A 20,323-nucleotide genomic window follows, 5' to 3' on the forward strand; every position below is an offset into this window, starting at 1 on the left:
GTTGTTGCACACGTATAAAACTCTTGACAACATTATATAATAATGCCCTTTTAAAATCGATATTTTAATAGCTTTTTATGCTTTTGTAAAAGATATCGACGCAATACATAAAAAATTATTTTTAAAATAAATCTGCTGTTTTTGTATCCTTAACATACTATCTGCAAAAATTTTATCAGACACAGTATCTTTTTTATCATGAAAATTATTTTACACGTTCAAAATAAGAGATATGTAGTGCATAAAATTATAATTTGAGATCATTATTTATAAATCTTTCACGGGGGAATAATGTATGACTTATACAACCAATAAAGCAGATATTGACGATGCAATTTATGCTCTTCGCTTACGCCTTAAAATACTTGATCTCATTAAAAAAGCAAAATCCGGTCATACAGCTAGCAGTCTTTCCTTCGTTGATTTCATTTATATCTTATACAAAATATATTCTGCAAATAAATCCAACACATATCCATGATCCCAATCGCGATTGATATGTTCAAAGTAAGAGGTATGCGGTTGAAGCGTTGTATATTGTATTATCAGAAATGGAGTATTTTGATCCTCAACTTCTCGATACTTATTTAAAATTTTGTTCGTATTTTATTGGCCATGTAAGCAAAAAAAATCTTTGTATCGAATAAAGCACAGGTTCTCTTGGTCATGGCTTATCTCTTGGTGCGGGAATAGCTCTTTCTGGACAGCTTAATTCTCAATTCTATCGTGTTTTTGTGCTTCTTGGTGATGGCGAAATGACAGAGGTATCAGTCTGGGAGGCTATACTGTTCTCAGTGCATTATAAACTCAGTAATCTTATCGCGGTTGTCGATAGAAATAGGATCCAACTTACTGACACAACTGATGTTTTAATGAAAACAGAGCTTTTAGCAGATAAATTTACAAGTTTTGGTTGGCATGTTGTAGAAATTGATGGTCACGGTATAACGCAATTGAAAAAATCCTTAGGCTCTTCTCTATTTCATAAGGATAAACCAATAGAAATACTGATAAACACAATAAAGGGGTGTGGAATTTCCACCATGGAAAACGATATATGCTGGAACCGTAAAGTTTTAACAGATGAAGAATACAATATTGTTGTTGATGAAATTCAGACAAAAATTCAATTAATGGGGGAATGAGCGTGGATACTCCTCATAAAAAAACGCGAACTGTCATGAAATTTTCAAACCTCGAAATTGTGAATAAGACCTTTATAAAAATAGCGCAATTTGATAAGGATATTATCGTTCTAACAGCCGATTCACAAATATCTGAAAAGATTGATCAATTCGCGAAGCTCTATCTAGAACGTATTATAGAGGTTGGTATTGCTGAACAAAATTTGATAGGCGTTGCTGCTGGTCTTGCCTCGTGTGGAAAAAGCCATTTGTTGTTTCGCAAGCTTGTTTTTTGACAACACGCGCACTTGAACAAATAAAGGTAGATGTTGCTTATTGTGAAAATTCTGTCCGATTGATCGGTATTAGCGCCGATATTAGCTATGAACCACTGGAGGCTACACATCATGCCATTTCTGATTTTGATTCGCTTCGTGCTATTTCTAACATACACATCATTGCTCCGGCGGATAATAAAGAAACAGAAGCTGCAATCCTCTTGACACTTATCAATTCTATACATGTTTATAGGTTTAGGAAAGCACCCTGTTACAAATATTCATAAAGATTCTTCAAAAATCAATATCAGCAAAGCTTCTGTTATAGAAAAAGATATTCTCTTATTTGCCACTGGAGAGACTGTTCAGATTTGTCTCGATGCTGCTGAAGAACTCGAAAAATATAAAGTTATAGCAAAAGTTGTAAGTATACCAACAATTCTACCTTTGGATGATACATCTGTGTAAAAACTATGCAAACTTCACAGATTTGTTATTGTCCGTGAAGAGCACAGTATAAATGGAGGAGTTGGAGATGCAACTGCTAGATTACTTATGGAACAGGGAATTGCATGCAAATTTGTATCGCTAGGAATACCGAATGAACCAATCTGTAATTGAAGCCAATTAGACGTTTTAGCAAATTATGGGATCAGCCAAGATAATATAAGGAAAACTATTTTAGCAATGAAATAATACATAAAAACGTTAAATTGCATCTAAATATACTCACTAGTTAAAATACCATAAATCATTAAGAATATGAAAATCAGACACATAAGCATATGAAACTGTGCTTTTCCTACTTTTAATGAAACAACACTCTCTGTTTTCTAAAGAGAGTATAATGCACTTTCTTCATTTTGCAAAAGCATCCATGTTCACTAAACTCTCACCTGTAATCTCCTTAACCGTTTGTGCACCGGTCAACGTCATAGCGACTCGCATTTCATTAGCAAAAAGATCAAGGAGGTGAGCAACGCCTTTCTCCCCTGCTGCCGCAAGCGCGTAAACAAAAGCACGACCAATCATAACGGCATCCGCACCTTGTGCTATCATGCGTATAACATCAAGCCCAGAACGAATACCAGAATCCACTAAAATGGTCAAATCACCCTTTACAGCTTCTACAATTGTTGGCAATGCGCGTGTAGTTGATAAGACACCATCAAGTTGACGCCCTCCATGATTGGAAACAACAATACCATCAGCACCAAATTGTACCGCTTCTCGCGCATCCTCTGGATCAAGAATACCTTTCAAAATCATTTTTCCCTTCCAAAAGTCTCGAATCCATTGCAGATCGCGCCAACCAATTGATGGATCAAAATTAGCACCAAGCCAACCAACATAGTCGTCCAATGCAATCCTCTTTTGTAAGTAGGTAGAAACATTTCCAAGATCATGAGGACGCCCCATAACACCAATATTCCAAGCCCAATGGGGATGGGTAAAAGCTTGTAAAATACGGCGTAACCCAGCATAAGGCCCTGACATCCCTGAATGCGCATCACGATAACGCGCACCAGGAACCGGCATATCGACTGTAAACACCAATGTTTGCACACCAGATGCCCAAGCCCGCTCCAATACATCACGCATAAATCCACGATCTTTAAGCACATAAAGTTGAAACCAAAATGTACTTCCAACTGCTTTCTGGACTTCTGCAATAGAACAAACTGAAACTGAGGATAAAGTAAAGGGAATACCTTTTGCAACGGCTGCATGTGCAGCTTGCACCTCACCACGGCGTGCATACATGCCCGTTAATCCAACGGGAGCAAGTATAATTGGCAAATTAAGTGTTTGATCAAAAATTTTGGTTGAAAGATCAACTTTACCGATTTGCTTCAGAATCCTTTGACGTAGTGCAAGCGCTTGAAGATCAGTACAATTACGTCGTAGCGTTTCCTCAGCATAAGCTCCACCATCAATATAGTGAAAAAGGAAAGGAGGAAGTCGACGTTCTGCTGCTTTGCGGTAATCAAGTGTTGAGGAAATAATCATGAGTAGCACCAATATTCCTGAATGAAAAGTATAAATACATTTTAAAACTAATAAGGATTAACCCGCACGCCTCCTATTTGACGTCCTCCCAAAACACTCCATTCAGTAGATGCAAGCAATTAAGATTGCAACTCAAAAAATACATAAATGAAAACAAAATTTTTATTGCTCTTTTTTTAGATTAAAAATCTGTGGGTGCAAAACCTTAATCAATAACTTACAAATGCACATGTTATTAATATATATAGAAAAATCAAGAAGTAAGACGTGATAGCATTTTTGTAATCAATACCCTTCGAGAGATGTTTTTTAGTCATCTATTCCAATTTTAAAGCGATATCCTCCTTGCATAGTTGTAAAGATATCTAACATTACAGCTCATAAAAGTTGTATAGTTAACTATTGAGTATATATTACAAAAGCTTTCTACAAAGCTAGAAAACCGTTAATAGAAAGGAATCAATTTGTTACAGGCATACAGAATGTTTTTTTCGTAAGTCTTCTGCTCATCAAAATTTATCAAAACACATACTCCTTGAGTTACTTAGGATATTTTAAAGAATTTTAAATATGAGTATGTATAAACAGAAAAATATCATTTTTTTCAAATAGTCGCTTTTTTATCATTTAACGATATTTTATATGGAAAAATACGTGATTCCTTTATTTAAATTTTTTAAAATAGAGCGAGTGCTAACAACCGATTTTGCATATTCAATTTGAGAAATGAATATGCCAACAGTGTATCATATTCGTAAAAATGAAGTTTTCTCTTTATTGAAATACGCGCTTCTTGCAAATGCTTTATCAAAGTTCGTGTTTTTAAACTATTTAAAATGCTTAGATAGCTTTAATCCTTGAGCTTGATAATGAGATCCAGCATTATGTCCGTATAATGTAAAGGGTTTATTGAGCATATGTTCATACACTAAACGGCCAATAATTTGACCATGCTCCAAGATAAATGGAACTTCACGGCTGCGTACTTCTAAAACCGCTTTTGCTCCTTTCCCTCCTGCCTTCATATGCCCAAAGCCTGGATCAAAAAAACCTGCATAATGCACTCTAAACTCACCAACTAAAGGGTCAAAAGGTTTCATTTCAGCAGCATAAAGCGGAGGAACATGGACAGCTTCTCGCGAAACTAAAATATAAAACTCATCAGGATCAAGAATCAGTTCCTTTTGACCACGATCAAAAAGGGGTTCCCAAAAATCTAGAACGTGAGCGGCAGCACGTTTATCAATATCAATAACACTTGTATGGCGTTTACCACGATAGCCCACAAGCCCGTTTTCATCTCCCTTCAAATTAATGGAAAGCCCAATACCACCCTCACTAATATTAGGCAAATCATCTGATATCAGTGTTTCATTTTTATGCAAAGCATGCAGCTCAATTTCATTTAAATAACTTTGCCCCTTGCGAAACCGAAGTTGAGATAAATGCGAACCGGTACGTACCAAAATTGGGAATGTACGAGGGCTAATTTCAAGATAAAGCGGACCATGATAGCCTGCACAAATTTTATCAAACTCCTGAGCATTATCTGTAATTACACGCGTAAAAATATCTAACCGTCCCGTAGAACTTTTAGGATTGGCAACGGCCGATAAAGTTTCGGGTAAAGCCAAACTTTCTAAAATAGGAACAATATAAACACATCCTGTTTCTAAGACTGCTCCGTTTTGCAAATCAAATTCGTGCAATTTTAACCGTTCGAGTTTATCTAAAACTTTTACATCAAGTCCCGGCATAAAGGAAGCACGTATACGATAGGCTTTGTCCCCTAAGCGAAGATCAAGACTTGCAGGTTGTATTTGAGCTGCATCAAACGGCCAAAGAGCTTTGAGAATGTCATTATCAATTAAAGCTTGTATATCACTATCTGCCAAAATACCGCTCATACGAACCATATGTCTTGCCTTCCATCTTTAGTTTGCTTCTTTTTTGACCTAGATAATCGATTGGTACAAAATGTTTTATGATGATAAAAATGACTTCCTCCCAATTTTGCCAGTTAATTTGCTACCACAATCAATAATAGGATGCCACAAACAATGAAACAACATTTTGTAAAATATTCTTTGAAAGTAAATAATAGTTATTTTAAGAATAATATTTCTCACACACTCTTATTCTTGAATGTTGAGCAAATAATGTTATTATGTTAAAGACTCTTGTAGAGTCCGCAAGAGTCTTGCTAAGATTTATTATGACCATACGCCATCTCAGCGAAAATATTATTAATCAAATTGCCGCCGGCGAGGTTATTGAACGGCCAGCAAATGTTGTCAAGGAACTTGTCGAAAATGCTATTGACGCTGGAGCAACTCGAATTGAAATTGTTACAGCAAACGGCGGGAAAAATTTTATAAAGGTGAGTGATAATGGCTGCGGCATTCCGGCAGACCAGTTGACTTTAGCAGTTTCTCGTCATTGTACCTCAAAAATTACCAATGACGTGCATAATATCTGTTTCCTAGGATTTAGAGGAGAAGCCTTACCCTCTATTGGTTCTGTTGCTAAACTTAAATTAATCTCACGAACGCAAGATGCTGATAGTGCTAGTGAAATTACCATCACAGCAGGAAAAATTATCGGACCAAAGCCGGCTGCTGCAAATTCCGGAACTATCGTTGAAGTTCGTGACCTTTTTTTTGTCACTCCAGCACGGTTAAAATTTATGAAAACTGACCGCGCTGAAACGAATGCCATTACTGATATGGTTAAACGAATTGCTATTGCATTTCCGCATATTCGTTTTTCTCTTTCCGGTTCAGATAGAACTTCTATGGAACTGCTTGCCACGCAAAATAACACCAAAGGGCAATTACAGCGTATTACACAAATTATGGGAAATGAATTCGCTCCCAACAGCATCGCACTTAATGCTGAACGTGAAACAGTGCGTTTAACCGGATTTGCCTGTTTGCCATCCTTCAACCGTAGCAATAGCCTTCATCAATTTGCTTATGTTAATGGACGTCCAGTGCGCGATAAAGTTCTCTGGGGAGCAATCCGAGGAGCCTATGCTGACGTCATAGCTCGGGATCGTTATCCTGTATGCATTCTTTTTATTGATCTACCACCCACTGATGTGGATGTTAACGTGCATCCAACCAAAGCTGATGTACGATTCCGTGATCCAGGATTAATTCGCGGTTTAATCGTTGGAGCAATCCATGAAGCATTGCATCAGACTGGTGTGCGTCCTACTTCAACGAGCTCTGAAGCAATGCTGTCTGCATTTCAGGCACCAAAGCCGTTTGGAACTTTTAAGAGCACTCACCAACCGTTTTCTTATAGCTTACAGTCCCATCATCCTGCACCAGCAGCTGCATCAATGATTCATAAACCACTAGATATTACCAGCTCTTTTGGTTTAAAAGAAGATGCTACTTCTCTTATAGAGGGCTTAGATACACCAAGCGGTGATGCCTACATTCCAAGCACTGCATCATCATCAGAAGAGTTATCTTATCCATTAGGAGCAGCTAGAGCGCAAATTCATAAAAACTACATTATTGCCCAAACCCAAGATAGTTTGATCATTGTCGACCAACATGCTGCTCACGAACGATTGGTTTATGAAGCACTTAAGAATGCACTTTATTCCAAACCGCTTCCGTCACAATTGCTGCTTATCCCTGAAATTGTAGAGCTCTCTGAAGAAGATGCAACATGCCTTTTAATGCACAAAGATGCTTTACAGAAGTTTGGTTTGGGAATAGAATCATTTGGGCCTGGTGCAATCATTGTGCGCGAAACACCCTCCATGTTAGGGGAGATCAACGTACAAGCGCTCATCAAAGATCTTGCAGAGGAGGCCGCTGAATATGATACCACAGACAATTTAAAAGCAATGCTTGATTATGTTGCAGCGACTATGGCTTGTCATGGTTCTATACGGTCAGGGCGTCTTTTGCGTCCTGAAGAGATGAATGCATTGTTACGACAAATAGAGGCAACCCCCAATACAGGAACGTGTAATCACGGGCGTCCTACTTATATTGAACTCAAGTTGGCTGATATAGAGAGGCTTTTCGGTAGAAAATAAATTTCTATTCACTACTTTAGCAAGAAAGAAATATTTTGAATTCATTCTAGACTTTATAGGTATCTTATGGCACTTTAATTTTTAGAACCTCTCACAACAATAGAAAGAGAGTATAAAAGAATGTTTTCTAGTGATGAACGTGAAGCAAAGATTCGTTATTCTAATAATGGATATGAAATCATAAAATATGGAACATATACTCTTTGTGCTGTTAGTGGACAAAAAATCTCGATAGATGATTTAAAATATTGGAATCATAACCGCCAAGAAGCATATGCTAGTTGTGAAATTTCCTATCATCGTGAACTTGAATGCAATCCATATCTCAGCCAATTGTTAGAAACACAGAAAAAATAACCAATTGAAAACTATAAATTCAGCCTTTTCTTTCAAAAATGCAAATTAAAGAAGATGCTTGCGCTCTCTAAAGCGAGTCATGACCTCCTCAAGGAGCATACGGCAAAAATCTTTTTGAGCAAAATCGACTTTGACATCAAATACAATAAGATTTTTTAAGTTTTTTTGCGCACTGTTTGTTTGTATGCGTGTGTAATCTTTCGCAGTTGTAGCCAGCCATAGGTTTTGCATTTCTGCCTTTTGTGCAAGATTTTTAAAATCTGTGTCGGTAAAAAAATAGTGATCAGGATAAGAGTAAGTTTGCACCACATGACCGGAAAGTTCTTTAATGGATTTAAAAAATTTATCTGGATTACCAATACCTGCAAATGCCAAAAATGATTTTCCTGCAACCTCACCAGATGCTAGTGATGTAAGATGTGCATGATGCAAAGGTTTTCTAGTACGTGTGACAAGAAAAGCGATTTTATCATACGCATCTGAATGACCAATTAATAAAACACTATCCGTTAAAGAAAGCTGTGTTTCTAATGGTACACGCAAAGGTCCTGCTGGAAAAACAGCTCCATTACCAAAACCACGCATCGCATCTACAACAAGTAGTGCATAGTCCATATAAAGACGGCGGCTTTGGAATCCGTCATCCATTAAAATCAGATTACATCCTTCTTTCTTCAGTCGTTGTGCTGCTGCATAACGATCAGCTGATATGGCAACAAAAGCGTGCTGTACAAGTAAAAGTGCTTCATCTCCAACATCGCGCGCATTGTCACATTCTTTATTTACAAGATGTACTTCCTTAATTGCTCCACCATAACCACGTGATACAATTCCAGGCACAAAACCAAGCTCTTTAGCCACTTGAGCAAAAGCAATAACAACAGGTGTTTTACCAGCACCACCACATGTAAAATTGCCAATACACAAGGTAGGAAGATCAATAACAGGGAGCTTTCTTGCCATATGACGACGTGAAAAATAGCCATATATCCAAGAAACGGGGGTTAGCAGAATACGCAAAAAACTTTTATCTTTCCACCAAAAATGCGGAGCGCTAATGTGCATAGTTATCCCGATGTTGACTTAAACCTGTTTGTATCACAAGAGGTTGCAAAAAGGGATCAAGAACTTTTAACGTACGCTCGAGTGCACCTGCCATACTTGTTGCGACTTCATAGGCTTTATCAACCATTTCTCGTCGCAAGGCTTCATTTGTTAAAAGTTTATACACTTGAATAGCAAGCTGTTTTGTATCTTGAACCATATATGCTGCATCATGCTTTAAGAATTGTTCAAACATCTCTTGAAAATTTGAGACATGGGGCCCCGTTAAAATCGCTGAATTCAGTAAGGCCAACTCCAATGGATTGTGTCCACCATTCCCACACAAGGACTTACCGATAAAAGAAACTTTCGATAAGCGAAGAAAAAGTCCCATTTCTCCAATCGTATCGCCCCACAAAATGTCTGTATTTGCATCTGGAACAGCATTGTTACTTCTACGGATAAAATGCAAGCTCTTATTGTCGCATTTTCTGATAAGATTTTCTAGCCGTTCAGGATGACGGGGAACAATAATCGTCAATAAATCTGGCAAATAGTTTCTAAGAATCTTATGGACCTCAAAAGCAATTTCTTCTTCCCCTTCATGGGTTGAAATAGCTGCCCAAACTGGGCGATTTCCAATAGCACCACGATAATGTGTAAGCAAATCTTGATCTTCAACCGGTAAAACATCAGCCTTAAGATTACCAGAAAATGCAACAGATTTTACTCCAAGTGCGTAGTAATAAGCGACATCTTTTTCGTTTTGACAAATGGCTAAGTCGATATGCCTAAAAACATATTTAGCAAGAACAGAGTGCTTTTGCCAAGCTTTAAAAGAACGTTCCGACATATGGGCATTCACCAAAATCTGTGGAATGCGCATTTTGGCAAGTTCTTTAATACGTAGAGGCCAAATTTCCGATTCACAAATCAGTACTAAATCAGGCTTCCAATGATTAATAAAACGACGTACTGCCAAGTCTAAATCCAATGGAGCATATTGATGAATTAACCGATTACCAAAATGCTTTTTCACGATGGAAGAAGTTGTCACGGTCCCTGTTGTCAACAATATATTGATTTTCAATGATAAAATGTAATTAATAAGCGGAACAAGAGAAAGTGTTTCTCCAACACTTGCTGCATGTAACCAAATCAACGGATTTTGAGGTCGCGCCTTATGGCTTTTACCCAAACGCTCTTTTTGGCGACTTCGTTCTTCTTTTCCACGTACAGCACGAAGAAACAAATAAAAAGGCACAACAGGATGTAAGCAAAAACCAACCATCCGATAGATTAAAAGAACCATATATGCCTTTAGTTCCATCATTAAAACCACTTCATTTATCTGTTTTGGGACGTCTATAAACTTCTTCCATTAAACGATTTATTGTTCCTATTTATTGATTCATTTTTTTAGCTAATAAAAGGATATCTTGCGCATTTTAGTCCATAAAAAACACTGTAGGGTTGTAGGAAAATGGAATCACATTCTTATTCCCTATTTTTCAAGAATATTCTCCCATAAAAATGCATGTACACAGAATATGATAGAACAGGTAAATAATTCAGCTAATAACACAATCTGTTTTCTTATTCTACGCGCTTTATATCCACAATTATATTGTCTTTTGTTAGATTTAAAAGCATTTTGAGCATTAAAAATTTCCATACGCATCGTTATAAACATAAGATATTTTCTTGTTTTCTTGAACTATACATAAATTGAAGCTTTCACTTTTTGTAAATTGGACATTGATTTTTGAATGAGTGAAACGAAAAAATATGGTAGAAAATTTTTTATTTTGAAAACAAAGAAAGATATTTCAGATACGTTGTTCATGCAAAAAAATGATAAGAAAGTAAATTATAGACGTTTTCTAATTTCGCAACGCTATCTAAATTTTTTCACCCATCCCGATATTCAATCTCTCTTTATGCAGAAAGTTTAAGAAAATAATGATTAAATATTCAACTTTTCTTACGTATCGTCTGTTTCAGTATCAAGAAGTCGATACAAGTCTAAAATGTAATAACGTTGTAATGCATTATCCACACTGCTTTGTGCTTTTGCTTGCCATGCCTTTTGGGCAGATTGGTAATCTGGAAAAATACCAACCACATCTAAATCATCAATATTCTTAAATTGGTTACTGCTAAGACTTTTTAATTCCCCACCAAATACAAGATGTAAATATTGTTTCTTTTCGTTGGTTTTGGACATATGTGCCTCCATATCATTAAGAGATTTTAGTGCATTTTTACGTGGTTAAACTAACTTTACGTGACGAACAACATCTATCATATCTTGACAGCAATTATTTTTGCCAGCGATTAAAAGTCCATACTGATAAGGTTTGATTCCATAAGATATAAAAGATGCATCAAGCGATAGAAGACATCCTCCGCATTCCTGTAAAATAAGATCAGCTGCAGCAATATCCCATGCATGACAATTTGGGCGAATCAATACGATATCGATCTCATTTTGAGCAACAAGAACAATACGATATGCAAGTGATGGAATGTGACGATAAAAACTGAGCTGACTGCAAAAATTATCCGGCAATTTTTGTGCTAACGATTTATCAAGTGAAACTTTATATTTTCTATTCGTCTGAGATGTCAAAAGAGGAATCTTTATGTCATTTAATGTTGCCCTTCTACCAGTAACAGCTGCGTAAACATCCCTCTGAGCTGGACATTGCACAACGCCTACGATAGGGCGCCCGTTCTCAATAATAGCAACTGAGATACACCAATATGTGCTGCCAGAAAGAAAACCACGCGTTCCATCAATAGGGTCAACAACAAAATAGCGCGCATAAGCTCTTTGTCCTCGATCATCTTTTGTTTCTTCTGAAATCCATCCATAATTTGGGCGCATCCCAAGAAGCCTTTCCTTCAAAAAGCGATCAACTGCAAAATCTGCTTCACTGACTGGTGAATTGCCTTCCTTCATCCAAACATCCAACGCACATCCAAAATACCTCATTGCCAAATCCCCTGCTTCTCGACAAACATCAAGCAAAAGGTTTAAATCAGAAGAATGATGCGTGTTATCTTCCTGCAAGTGTCATCCCTTCAATTAATAATGTTGGAGCTGCTGTACCATAACGCCGATCAATATCGTTTGCTGGTGTTAAATGTGCTAACATATGGAGCAAATCAGAACCTAGAGTTACTTCGCTTACCGGATAAGTGATTTCGCCATTTTCAATCCAAAAACCAGAGGCACCACGACTATACTGACCCGTAACAAAATCAATGCCATGCCCGAATAATTCTGTGACATAAAATCCACTTTGCAGATCTTTTATCATATCATGAGGCGATATTAAACCCGGTTCAATAGCAAAATTTGTGCTGGATGGCTGAACCAATGACGCTGAACGTACACCGTGCCCATTGGTTTTAAGTCCCAATTCGCGAGCTGAAGACGATGAAAGAAGCCAGTGCTTTAAAATACCATTTTCAATAATGTTCAATGTTTGCCCTTCTACTCCCTCTCCATCGAAAGGACGAGAAGCATTTCCACGCAGGCGCAAAGGTTGATCTGTCACATTAACATCCGATTTCATTACTACTTTTCCCAAGAGGTTTTGTAAAAGACTCGTTTTGCGCGCTACAGATGCTCCATTCACCATAGATGCGATATGCCCCGCAATTCCACGAGCTGTACGCGGATCAAAAATAACATTTACCGTCCCTGTAGCAGCACGAACTGCTCCCAAGCGTCGAACTGCTCCAACGCCTGCATTTCTTCCCACATTTTCTGCAGATTCCAAATCAGAAAAATGTAAGGCAGTTGTATAATCATAATCGCGCTCCATCGCTGTACCCTCACCAGCTAGGGCACTGCAAGAACGTGAAAAACAACTGGAGTGATAGGCTCCACAAAAACCATCGCTGGTCACAAGAACAAATCCGCTACGACCATAAGCTGTCGCGGCTCCACCAGAATTGCTCACTCCTCTAACATCAAGAGCTGCTGCTTCCATTTTCAAAGCATCCTCTGTTAGAAAATGACTGTGTGGAACAAAATCATCAAAAAGATCAAGATCTTTAGGATGTTTAACCAAAGAATCTTTATCTGCTAAACCTTCAAATAAACTGTCAGGAGAGGCTTTCGCCATTGCAACAGCACGTTCCGCAAGTTCTTGCGGAGAAGCCGCTAAATTAGCAGAAACACTCGCTACTTTTTTGCCGACAAAAACCCTTAATGTGAAATCATTGCTCTCTGAAGCTTCTGTCGATTCGACTTTTCCAAAACGAATCGACACACTTGTAGAATGGGTATGAACAATAATAGCATCAGCAGCATCTGCCCCAGAACGTCTTGCTGATTCAACTAGTGAAGCAGCCTTATCAATCTGGTTCTTGTCAGTCATCATGGACTCCCTTAATATTTATATGGTTAAGCCATTTGGCGAGCTTACATAAAATGTAGGTTTTGTATGTTGATCAATAAAAAATTATGCGTCATTAACGCACTCTTTTTCTTTCAATGAATTAAGCAATTTCTCTTTTAGCGTCTTTTCAAAAAGGTGCAATATGTTCTCAATTTTTTGAGTTCCACCATTACAATACACTTCATATCATGACACAAGCTAAATCTGCATTTATAATTCCAAAAAGATGCGATCACACGATGATACTTGGCTTTTTAATCAAATATTCAAGTGTTCCGATAATTTGCAGATATCCTGAACCACGGGTCTCTTGGCTACTAAATACTAAAGAAATCTTCGTATTATCTGGCCTATAACATTCTTTAATTCTCACGCAAGTGTAAGAAATGTCTTACTATAATACTCCTTCTTGATGCTTATGAGCTCTTTCTTCATGAATGTAATAATCTTATGAATGAAACAAAAATTAAAGATAGTGTGAAAAACAACTTCTTTCGTTATGATTTTACCAACATCAACAGTTATATATTTTCTTAATCTTGCGTGCGATGTCAGCCTAGACTTTCTATTATTTATTTTATCAAAAATAAATTGTAATCATGACATTCTTTTTCGCTACTACAGGGTCAGGTGGTGATAGTACTTTGTTATTTCTCATGCGTCGTAATTAATCAGCTACTGTGTTATTAAAGCGAAAAGATTGATTAGCTTCCTCTGTATACATTCCACAATTCAGTTCGGAAATCAGCATATATGATCCAATGAATACTGACAAAATCACAAGTTATAATCGTTTTAACAGGCACAAAAATCTGTACCAGTAATGAAACATCTCTGCACATAAAAAACCAACCATTTTTTGAAGAGATAGGCCCAATGGGATAAGGCTAATTTTTATAGAGTGGATATTGCTCTTATTTTATTACTTCGTGTCTTCAAACAGCACACTCTAAAAGAGATAATAAAGAAGAAATGAGCTATTTTTTATGTTTTTATAGGATAACAGTTAACAGTTATAATTTTCTTCTTTTCAACAAAAGAAGCACATTATAAGCTTCTTTTATGAGAAAATAGAATAAAGTTTTTTATAAAGGCTTTAGTGTATAATGAATTTTACACAAGAGTTTGATTGGTTTTAAACACATAATTCCAGAATGTTTTGTGGAGGGGTATAAAACATCTGTAGTACAAAGGATCTACTCTCGCATAGGCTATGATATCTACATCATTTATTTTTAAAAAAAATACCAATTTTCTTTATGAATGAAGCATCGCTATGAGATAGTTTTATTGCCAGTAAGAGCACGCTGGCTCATTTCAATCATTGCATCGCGAAGCGGATCTGTGCGTCGTCTGCGGACTTGTTATACCTGCAAGGAAGAGGCGCTAGCAGCAGCGGCATCAGAATCAGACCGACTTTGCCGTGCTGTGGAAAGTGGTTCTTTGACCCTTGAGGGTTATCCAGAAATCATGGCCGATCAACCTCTTTTGCTACAGGGGTTCCGCAGCGAAATCAATGGTTCATGGAAAGCCGCAACCGTCACCCATCGCTATGAGAAATCAAGCGGATACACCACAGAAATTACACTGGAAGCACCAAACAAGAGGGAGGAGAGATACAATAAATAAAGGCTGGAAATAGAGGCTGGTAGGAAAAAAATCAAAAGTGCACCTTGCACCTTTGATCTGTCGTGATGCCTCCTGAAATCAAAATGCAATGTTTGCATTTTGGGTGGGAGAGAAGAATAGGGACAACTTGATCCAATTGCATGAGTACAGCAATGGGGTAATGTTTATCCAATTCCTAAAAGAGCAATAGTGCAAACATTGCACAATTGCATACTGAAGAGCAATTCGGTCAACTTGACCCAATTGCTTAAACATTTGTCTCTTTAGTAATGTGCTTATGATACAGAAAAATTATCAGTCAATTTGACTAAAAGAGGTCACTACATCTTATAAAGGCTGCTTCTCAAATAATCCGACTTGGGCTCAAGAACTCATCATTTTAAATCGTGATTTTTAACAGAAAATAAAGACTCATAAAAAGGGTCTTTAAGTGACCTTTGAGAACCCTTTAAAAAAACCCTGTGAAAAAAATAAATTGGTGCAAAACTAGGTGGCAAATAGTGCAAAACCCGCTGGCAAGCTACAGCTACATACAATTAAAGAAAAAATCTATATATTAAAATAATAAGATGGTGCCGCATGCCGGCAGAGCGGGCTTTATTAGCAAGAATCAAATTATATAAAGAAGCGCAAGGATGTATTGATGTCTATAGCTTTTTATGATTCAATAAAAAAATTAAGTATTAAAGAAAAAATCTCAAATCAGAAATTAAAGGTGGTCTAAAAGGTGGACCAAAAAAGGTGGACGAGAGGGGACGTTAAGTGAGGGCGATTCATCGGTTATCAGCATCATTCGTAAAGACGTCTCCGCAGGGTAAATATTGTGATGGGGCAGGGCTATGGTTAAATGTTCGAAAAGACAATACACGCTCTTGGTTTTTTCGTTACACATACCACAATAAACGCCGTGAAATGGGGCTTGGTTCTGTTACGAAACTCTCTTTAAAAGAAGCGCGTGAGCTTGCTAGGCATTATAGTGATATTCTTAAAGAAGGCAATGATCCTATTGTCTTTCGGGAACAAACTATCTTAAAACAGCAAAGCAACATATTCAGTGAAATTGCAGAAGCGGCTTTTGAAAGCAAAAAAGCAGAATTGAAAAATGAAGGTAAAAACGGCCGCTGGTTTTCTCCACTAGAGTTGCACGTTATTCCACACATAGGCAAATTACCTATAGAAAAATTAACAGCCAATATTATTCGCAATGTTCTCGCGCCCCTTTGGCATGAAAAAGCAGACACAGCACGAAAAGCGTTAAACCGTATTAACATTTGCTTGAAATATGCGGCGGCTCTTGGTTTGGATGTTGATCTACAAGCTTGTATGAAAGCACGCGCTCTTTTAGGAAAACCACGTGCTACATCAACAAATATTCCTGCTATGCCATGGCAAGAAGTGCCGGTTTTTTATCAAAACTTAAAGGATGATATCCTCTCAAATTTAGCACTGAAGTTACTAATTTTGACTGGAGCACGGTCATATTCATTGCGATATTTGCGTCTTGAACAAATTGACAAAAATATATGGACGATACCAAAAGAAAACATGAAAGGTATTGTAGGGAAAGTTTCAGACTTTCGCGTGCCACTCAGTGATGAAGCTTTGAGAGTCATTGAAAAAACTCTCCCCTTTGAAAAGAATGGTTTTCTCTTTTCTGGTCTTACAGGCAAGCCAATTTCTGATGCAAGCATGGCAAAATATATGACAGTTTGTGGTTTGACTTATCGTCCACATGGTTTTCGTTCAAGCTTACGGGATTGGATAGCAGAGACAACGTCAACACCCTTTGAGATTGCAGAAACTGTTCTTGCGCATTCAGTTGGGAGTTCAGTGACAAAAGCTTATATGCGAACAGACTTTTTAGAGCAACGCTGTGTCCTCTTAGAACAATGGGCGTCTTTTATATCAGGAGAGGCTTGATAATATGTCTATTGTCGAGTCAGGTGTCTAAGAAACACTTAAGCGATTAGCGGATGGATTACGATATAATCTCTCTTTCTCCGTTTTGAAAGCGGAGAGGGGATAGAGCTTTCATTTTTTTGAGAGCCATTGCTTTAAATGGGTGAAGATATCCTCTATCGCATCTATGAGACGTGCAAAATCAAGGATCAACAAAAAGATGAAGAATGCTATCCACTTCATCAAGCGAGACATCATTTTCACACTTTGGTAAGTAATAATCATTTCTTGAAGCATTTCTTTTTCTGCTTCCGTAAGCTCTGTTGTTTTTTCAGTTTTTTTTCTGACCATGTTTCCACCCACACAAGCGCTCACCCTGTTTGTTATGTTTTAAGATATCTCTTGCTAAGTGCGTACTGATGACGTTTATATCTTGTCTATCTAAGTAAATGGGCAACCAACCTACACAAGAAGAAGCATATTTATTGATCGCGCAACCAGTCAGAGAGCTCAGTACGCACATCAGCATCACTTTTCTGATTAATTTCATTCTCTATCTCCAGTCGCGTTGTCTCTGCTTTTAAGGCTTGCTCTGCTTCCTTTTGCTGCTCACTCTTCTTTCCAAGGGTAAAAGCTCTTGCAAGAGCGATAAAAAAAGCGGCTAAAGCCGCACCGGTTACCATCAGATTTTTTTTCATCCACCAGATCATAAGCGTTGTTCCTGAAAACGTTTGGTGACAAAGAAAATTCCAGCACAGGCGGCTAAAACCATAACAACAGCTAAAGCCCATTGAATAGGACCATTGCCTGCTAGCAAACCTCCAAGCCCAGAAAAAGAACCAATGATCGGGGCAAGGGCTTCGGCTTTGAAAAGCCCTGTTGGTGCTTGCGTTTCAACGGTTTGGTAGTTGGAAGAAACATAAGCCCCTTTAGCCCATAACCCTGCTTCTGCTGCACGACGGTGTACGAGACCTTGTAAAGATTTTCCACCGGCTTTGATCCATTTCTGTAATTCAGCTGGTACCGCTTCATATTCACCTCTATTGAGTTTTTTTAGAAGGGTCGAGTTGCAAAAAGCTTCTGTTCCCACATTATAGCAAAAGGATACGAGTGCTGCGAATTGTTCATCCGTTAAGGAAACCTGAACCGCTTGTTCAACAGCATTCTCAAATTGTCTTAAATCTTGACAAAGAAGCTCTTCGGCTTGCTTTTCGGTGATTGTCATGCCTGTGTGAACAAAAGGTTTTCCAGCACTGTTTGTATGTCCATAACCTATTGTCCACACTCCGACGGCGTCTTGATAGGCACTCAACCGCAAGCCTTCCCATTGTTTAATCAGTGCTAGCCCTTCTTGTGATATTTTTCGCATATGCTTCTCCATAAAAAAAGCCCCATACAAGGTGAGGCTGAGTGAAAATCTAAAAATAACTTTATTTCCATCTTGACAAATATTCGTTTATAAACGAATATACATTATGTTTGAAATACGTCACTACCTTGCCTCTGATGGCAAAGACTTGATAGCTGATTGGCTGCGAAAGCTCTGTGATGTGCAGGCTAAAACTGCAATTATTCGCCGTCTTAATCGTTTAGAGCAAGGCAACTTTGGCGATTTTAAGCCGCTTCGTGATGGTGTCTATGAACTGCGTATTAATATTGGTTCTGGTTACCGAGTTTATTATGCCCAATCTGGAAAGACAGTATTATTGCTATTATGCGGTGGTACCAAAAAAACACAAAACTCTGATATCACTCGTGCATGTGCTTGCTGGCGTGATTGGCAAAACCGTGAAGATTAAAGGAGTGCGAGAATGAAAGACCGTAACCATGATGATGCGATGGCAGAAGTATTCCATGATGACCCTGAGTTGGCAGCAGCTACCCTTGATGCTATCTTAGCAGATGGAGATCAGGGTGAACTGCTTGTAACGCTTCGTCAAATGGCAAAAGCCTATGGTGGTGTTCAAGCTGTAGCTAAAGCAGCCAACCTGAATCCAACACAGCTTTACCGTACACTTTCAGAAAAAGGTAATCCAGAGCTCCGCAGTTTAAATGTTTTACTGCGTACTATGGGATTTCGCTTGGCTGTACAACCTCTTGAACGATCAGTTCCACATATTTGATATCAGTGTTGAGTGTATTAAACATTTTCTAGACCTAAACAATAGTGTTTTACGGCAAGTTATGGCAACCTATCATGTATCCTCTTTATCCATATGGATAACGCCGTCTCCTTCGTCGTATGCATCGGGTGGAGCGCTTGGGTCAAGGGTATCGTCTTTGTCTGGTGTTGTATTTGCTACGTTTTTAGCAGTGTCTTCTTGCGCTTTGTCAAAAAGTTCGCACTCTATTTTTGTTGTGTAACCGCCGGTTTTATCAAGTTTGTGCTTGACGCTTTTGATACGCCATTCTGCTGGGATATAAGGGCGGAAAGGCGGCTCTTGAACAAGCTTTGCTTCTGCTTGCACAAAGGGATCACCACCGATATCACATGAGAAAGAAGATTTTCCGCGCAATGATTTATTGCGATAAGAAGCAATAGCTGCAACCGCTTCTGATTGATTGTGGTAGGTATATTTTAGTTCATGAAATGGCGGTTTACCAACTTTTACCTCTTTTTTCTCACCACTGCGGATGTCATGATAAGTTGCGAGAACACCGCCTTTTTTCTCTTCTTCTTGCTTTTCAGGCTCTTTTCCGCCTTTTTCTTCTGTTTTTGGTTCAGGCAATTTTGGCATATCACTATCATTCATATGGATAATGCCTTCACCTTCCTCAATTTCCGCTGGTTTTCGTGCATCAGCAGCGGTTTTTTGGTCATCCCCCGCATCTGTTGCTAAACCATTGGCTGCACCTGCTTCATCACGTGCACTGTACTTAAAATCCCAAGAAATACAAAGTTTTTCGTGGATTAAAACGACGGGAAGCGTCTCACCAGTGATGGCTTTACCTTCCCCCCGTTTGGCAATCACCAGTTTGCCGTCAACAGGCTTTGCTACCGCGTCATATTCTTCTGCAAGACGTGTGGCAAAAGCCATATCGCTCTCAGAAGTTTGGTCAATGTGACGCACAACAATTTTTGCAAGTGCAGGATCAACTTTTGGTATATAGCCATTGCGCTGTGCTATCTCTTGAACAATATTGCCTATTGTTTGTTGGTGATAGGATTGACTTTTAGGTGTTCTATAAGATGTGTTCATGGAGGCGGCGCGTCCTGTAACACTTAAGCTCTGTGGTGGGCTGCTCACAGAGATTTCATCAATCAGATAGGCTCCCATATCGCGGTTTTTACCACCTTCATAGCCAAGTGTCACGGAAATAACCGTCCCAATTAAAGGGATATCAAGAAAGCCGTTATCGCACTCACGGGCGCGGTCATCAAGCTCTATGGTGATACGGTCGCTTTTGTCTTCTGCTTCATCGGTAATTTCAATTGATAAAACATAATCCATGAGCGTTTTTGTGATGTCTTCTCCATTTGCCAAAACCGTGCAAAAAGGTTTCATT

20 protein-coding genes and 2 pseudogenes are annotated in these 20,323 nt (G+C 38.3%); 10 read left to right on the plus strand and 12 right to left on the minus strand.

Annotated elements, in window-relative coordinates; all coding sequences use genetic code 11:
- Window positions 1-295: 295 nt before the first annotated feature.
- The 4 genes and pseudogenes from V4P57_RS00995 (at window position 296) to V4P57_RS01010 (ending at window position 1,870) form a co-directional block, all read left to right on the plus strand.
- A complete protein-coding gene (locus tag V4P57_RS00995; protein WP_455466354.1) occupies window positions 296-481 on the plus strand; it encodes a hypothetical protein in 186 nt (61 codons plus the stop codon).
- Window positions 482-689: 208 nt separating this feature from the next.
- Complete coding sequence (locus tag V4P57_RS01000; RefSeq protein ID WP_455466939.1) at window positions 690-1,145, plus strand: hypothetical protein; 456 nt, start codon at window positions 690-692, stop codon at window positions 1,143-1,145.
- Window positions 1,146-1,180: 35 nt separating this feature from the next.
- Window positions 1,181-1,689, plus strand: a pseudogene (locus V4P57_RS01005) (hypothetical protein).
- A complete protein-coding gene (locus tag V4P57_RS01010) occupies window positions 1,646-1,870 on the plus strand; it encodes a transketolase C-terminal domain-containing protein (RefSeq protein ID WP_455466355.1) in 225 nt (74 codons plus the stop codon). The pseudogene V4P57_RS01005 and the gene V4P57_RS01010 overlap by 44 nt, the downstream one beginning before the upstream one ends.
- A 390-nt stretch (window positions 1,871-2,260) precedes the next feature.
- On the opposite strand, the gene lldD is transcribed toward V4P57_RS01010, so the two are convergent.
- Window positions 2,261-3,412 (minus strand): FMN-dependent L-lactate dehydrogenase LldD, encoded by a 1,152-nt coding sequence (gene lldD / locus V4P57_RS01015; RefSeq protein WP_455466356.1) that lies wholly within the window; start codon window positions 3,410-3,412, stop codon window positions 2,261-2,263.
- An 827-nt stretch (window positions 3,413-4,239) separates the two neighbouring features.
- Window positions 4,240-5,328 (minus strand): 2'-deoxycytidine 5'-triphosphate deaminase, encoded by a 1,089-nt coding sequence (locus tag V4P57_RS01020; RefSeq protein ID WP_455466357.1) that lies wholly within the window; start codon window positions 5,326-5,328, stop codon window positions 4,240-4,242.
- A 299-nt stretch (window positions 5,329-5,627) separates the two neighbouring features.
- On the opposite strand from V4P57_RS01020, the gene mutL reads away from it, so the two are divergent.
- Both mutL and V4P57_RS01030 read left to right on the plus strand, forming a co-directional pair.
- Complete coding sequence (mutL, locus tag V4P57_RS01025; RefSeq protein WP_455466358.1) at window positions 5,628-7,472, plus strand: DNA mismatch repair endonuclease MutL; 1,845 nt, start codon at window positions 5,628-5,630, stop codon at window positions 7,470-7,472.
- A gap of 120 nt (window positions 7,473-7,592) precedes the next feature.
- Complete coding sequence (locus V4P57_RS01030) at window positions 7,593-7,829, plus strand: DUF2093 domain-containing protein (protein WP_455466359.1); 237 nt, start codon at window positions 7,593-7,595, stop codon at window positions 7,827-7,829.
- Between the two features lie 45 nt (window positions 7,830-7,874).
- Here the strand turns inward: V4P57_RS01030 and lpxK are convergent, their stop codons facing one another.
- The 5 genes from lpxK to V4P57_RS01055 form a co-directional block, all read right to left on the minus strand.
- Window positions 7,875-8,894: a tetraacyldisaccharide 4'-kinase gene (lpxK, locus tag V4P57_RS01035; protein WP_455466360.1), complete on the minus strand. Its 1,020-nt coding sequence runs from the start codon at window positions 8,892-8,894 to the stop codon at window positions 7,875-7,877.
- On the minus strand, window positions 8,884-10,206 hold the full coding sequence (gene waaA / locus V4P57_RS01040; RefSeq protein ID WP_455466361.1) for a lipid IV(A) 3-deoxy-D-manno-octulosonic acid transferase: 1,323 nt from the start codon (window positions 10,204-10,206) through the stop codon (window positions 8,884-8,886). Before waaA ends, lpxK begins: the two co-directional genes overlap by 11 nt.
- Window positions 10,207-10,857: 651 nt before the next feature.
- Window positions 10,858-11,100 (minus strand): DUF4170 domain-containing protein, encoded by a 243-nt coding sequence (locus V4P57_RS01045; protein WP_455466362.1) that lies wholly within the window; start codon window positions 11,098-11,100, stop codon window positions 10,858-10,860.
- Window positions 11,101-11,145: 45 nt separating this feature from the next.
- Window positions 11,146-11,949: a 3'(2'),5'-bisphosphate nucleotidase CysQ gene (locus tag V4P57_RS01050; protein WP_455466363.1), complete on the minus strand. Its 804-nt coding sequence runs from the start codon at window positions 11,947-11,949 to the stop codon at window positions 11,146-11,148.
- Complete coding sequence (locus tag V4P57_RS01055) at window positions 11,936-13,267, minus strand: TldD/PmbA family protein (protein ID WP_455466364.1); 1,332 nt, start codon at window positions 13,265-13,267, stop codon at window positions 11,936-11,938. The genes V4P57_RS01050 and V4P57_RS01055 overlap by 14 nt, the downstream gene beginning before the upstream one ends.
- A 1,356-nt stretch (window positions 13,268-14,623) precedes the next feature.
- Between V4P57_RS01055 and V4P57_RS01060 the strand changes: the two are divergent.
- A pseudogene (locus V4P57_RS01060) lies at window positions 14,624-14,917 on the plus strand (hypothetical protein); the annotation flags it as partial.
- Between the two features lie 762 nt (window positions 14,918-15,679).
- The gene (locus V4P57_RS01065; protein WP_455466365.1) at window positions 15,680-16,837 is read left to right on the plus strand and encodes a tyrosine-type recombinase/integrase; all 1,158 of its coding nucleotides are present in this window, start codon (window positions 15,680-15,682) and stop codon (window positions 16,835-16,837) included.
- A gap of 111 nt (window positions 16,838-16,948) precedes the next feature.
- Here the strand turns inward: V4P57_RS01065 and V4P57_RS01070 are convergent, their stop codons facing one another.
- Genes V4P57_RS01070 through V4P57_RS01085 form a run of 4 tightly spaced genes read right to left on the minus strand, consistent with a single transcriptional unit; the run spans window position 16,949 to window position 18,185 of the window.
- Complete coding sequence (locus V4P57_RS01070) at window positions 16,949-17,167, minus strand: hypothetical protein (protein ID WP_455466366.1); 219 nt, start codon at window positions 17,165-17,167, stop codon at window positions 16,949-16,951.
- On the minus strand, window positions 17,148-17,366 hold the full coding sequence (locus V4P57_RS01075) for a hypothetical protein (RefSeq protein ID WP_455466367.1): 219 nt from the start codon (window positions 17,364-17,366) through the stop codon (window positions 17,148-17,150). The genes V4P57_RS01070 and V4P57_RS01075 overlap by 20 nt, the downstream gene beginning before the upstream one ends.
- Window positions 17,299-17,526 carry a hypothetical protein gene (locus tag V4P57_RS01080; protein ID WP_455466368.1) on the minus strand — a complete coding sequence of 76 codons (228 nt, stop codon included), beginning with the start codon at window positions 17,524-17,526 and terminating at the stop codon, window positions 17,299-17,301. The genes V4P57_RS01075 and V4P57_RS01080 overlap by 68 nt, the downstream gene beginning before the upstream one ends.
- Entirely contained in the window at window positions 17,523-18,185 is a 663-nt protein-coding gene (locus tag V4P57_RS01085; RefSeq protein WP_455466369.1) for a lysozyme, read from the minus strand. The genes V4P57_RS01080 and V4P57_RS01085 overlap by 4 nt, the downstream gene beginning before the upstream one ends.
- A gap of 106 nt (window positions 18,186-18,291) precedes the next feature.
- Between V4P57_RS01085 and V4P57_RS01090 the strand changes: the two genes are divergently transcribed.
- Both V4P57_RS01090 and V4P57_RS01095 read left to right on the plus strand, forming a co-directional pair.
- Window positions 18,292-18,615 carry a type II toxin-antitoxin system RelE/ParE family toxin gene (locus tag V4P57_RS01090; protein WP_455466370.1) on the plus strand — a complete coding sequence of 108 codons (324 nt, stop codon included), beginning with the start codon at window positions 18,292-18,294 and terminating at the stop codon, window positions 18,613-18,615.
- Window positions 18,616-18,627: 12 nt separating this feature from the next.
- Entirely contained in the window at window positions 18,628-18,939 is a 312-nt protein-coding gene (locus V4P57_RS01095; protein WP_455466371.1) for a helix-turn-helix domain-containing transcriptional regulator, read from the plus strand.
- A 72-nt stretch (window positions 18,940-19,011) separates the two neighbouring features.
- On the opposite strand, the gene V4P57_RS01100 is transcribed toward V4P57_RS01095, so the two are convergent.
- Entirely contained in the window at window positions 19,012-20,322 is a 1,311-nt protein-coding gene (locus tag V4P57_RS01100) for a phage late control D family protein (RefSeq protein ID WP_455466372.1), read from the minus strand.
- Between the last annotated feature and the right edge of the window lies 1 nt (window position 20,323).

It is taken from the genome of Bartonella sp. B39, from assembly GCF_053795145.1.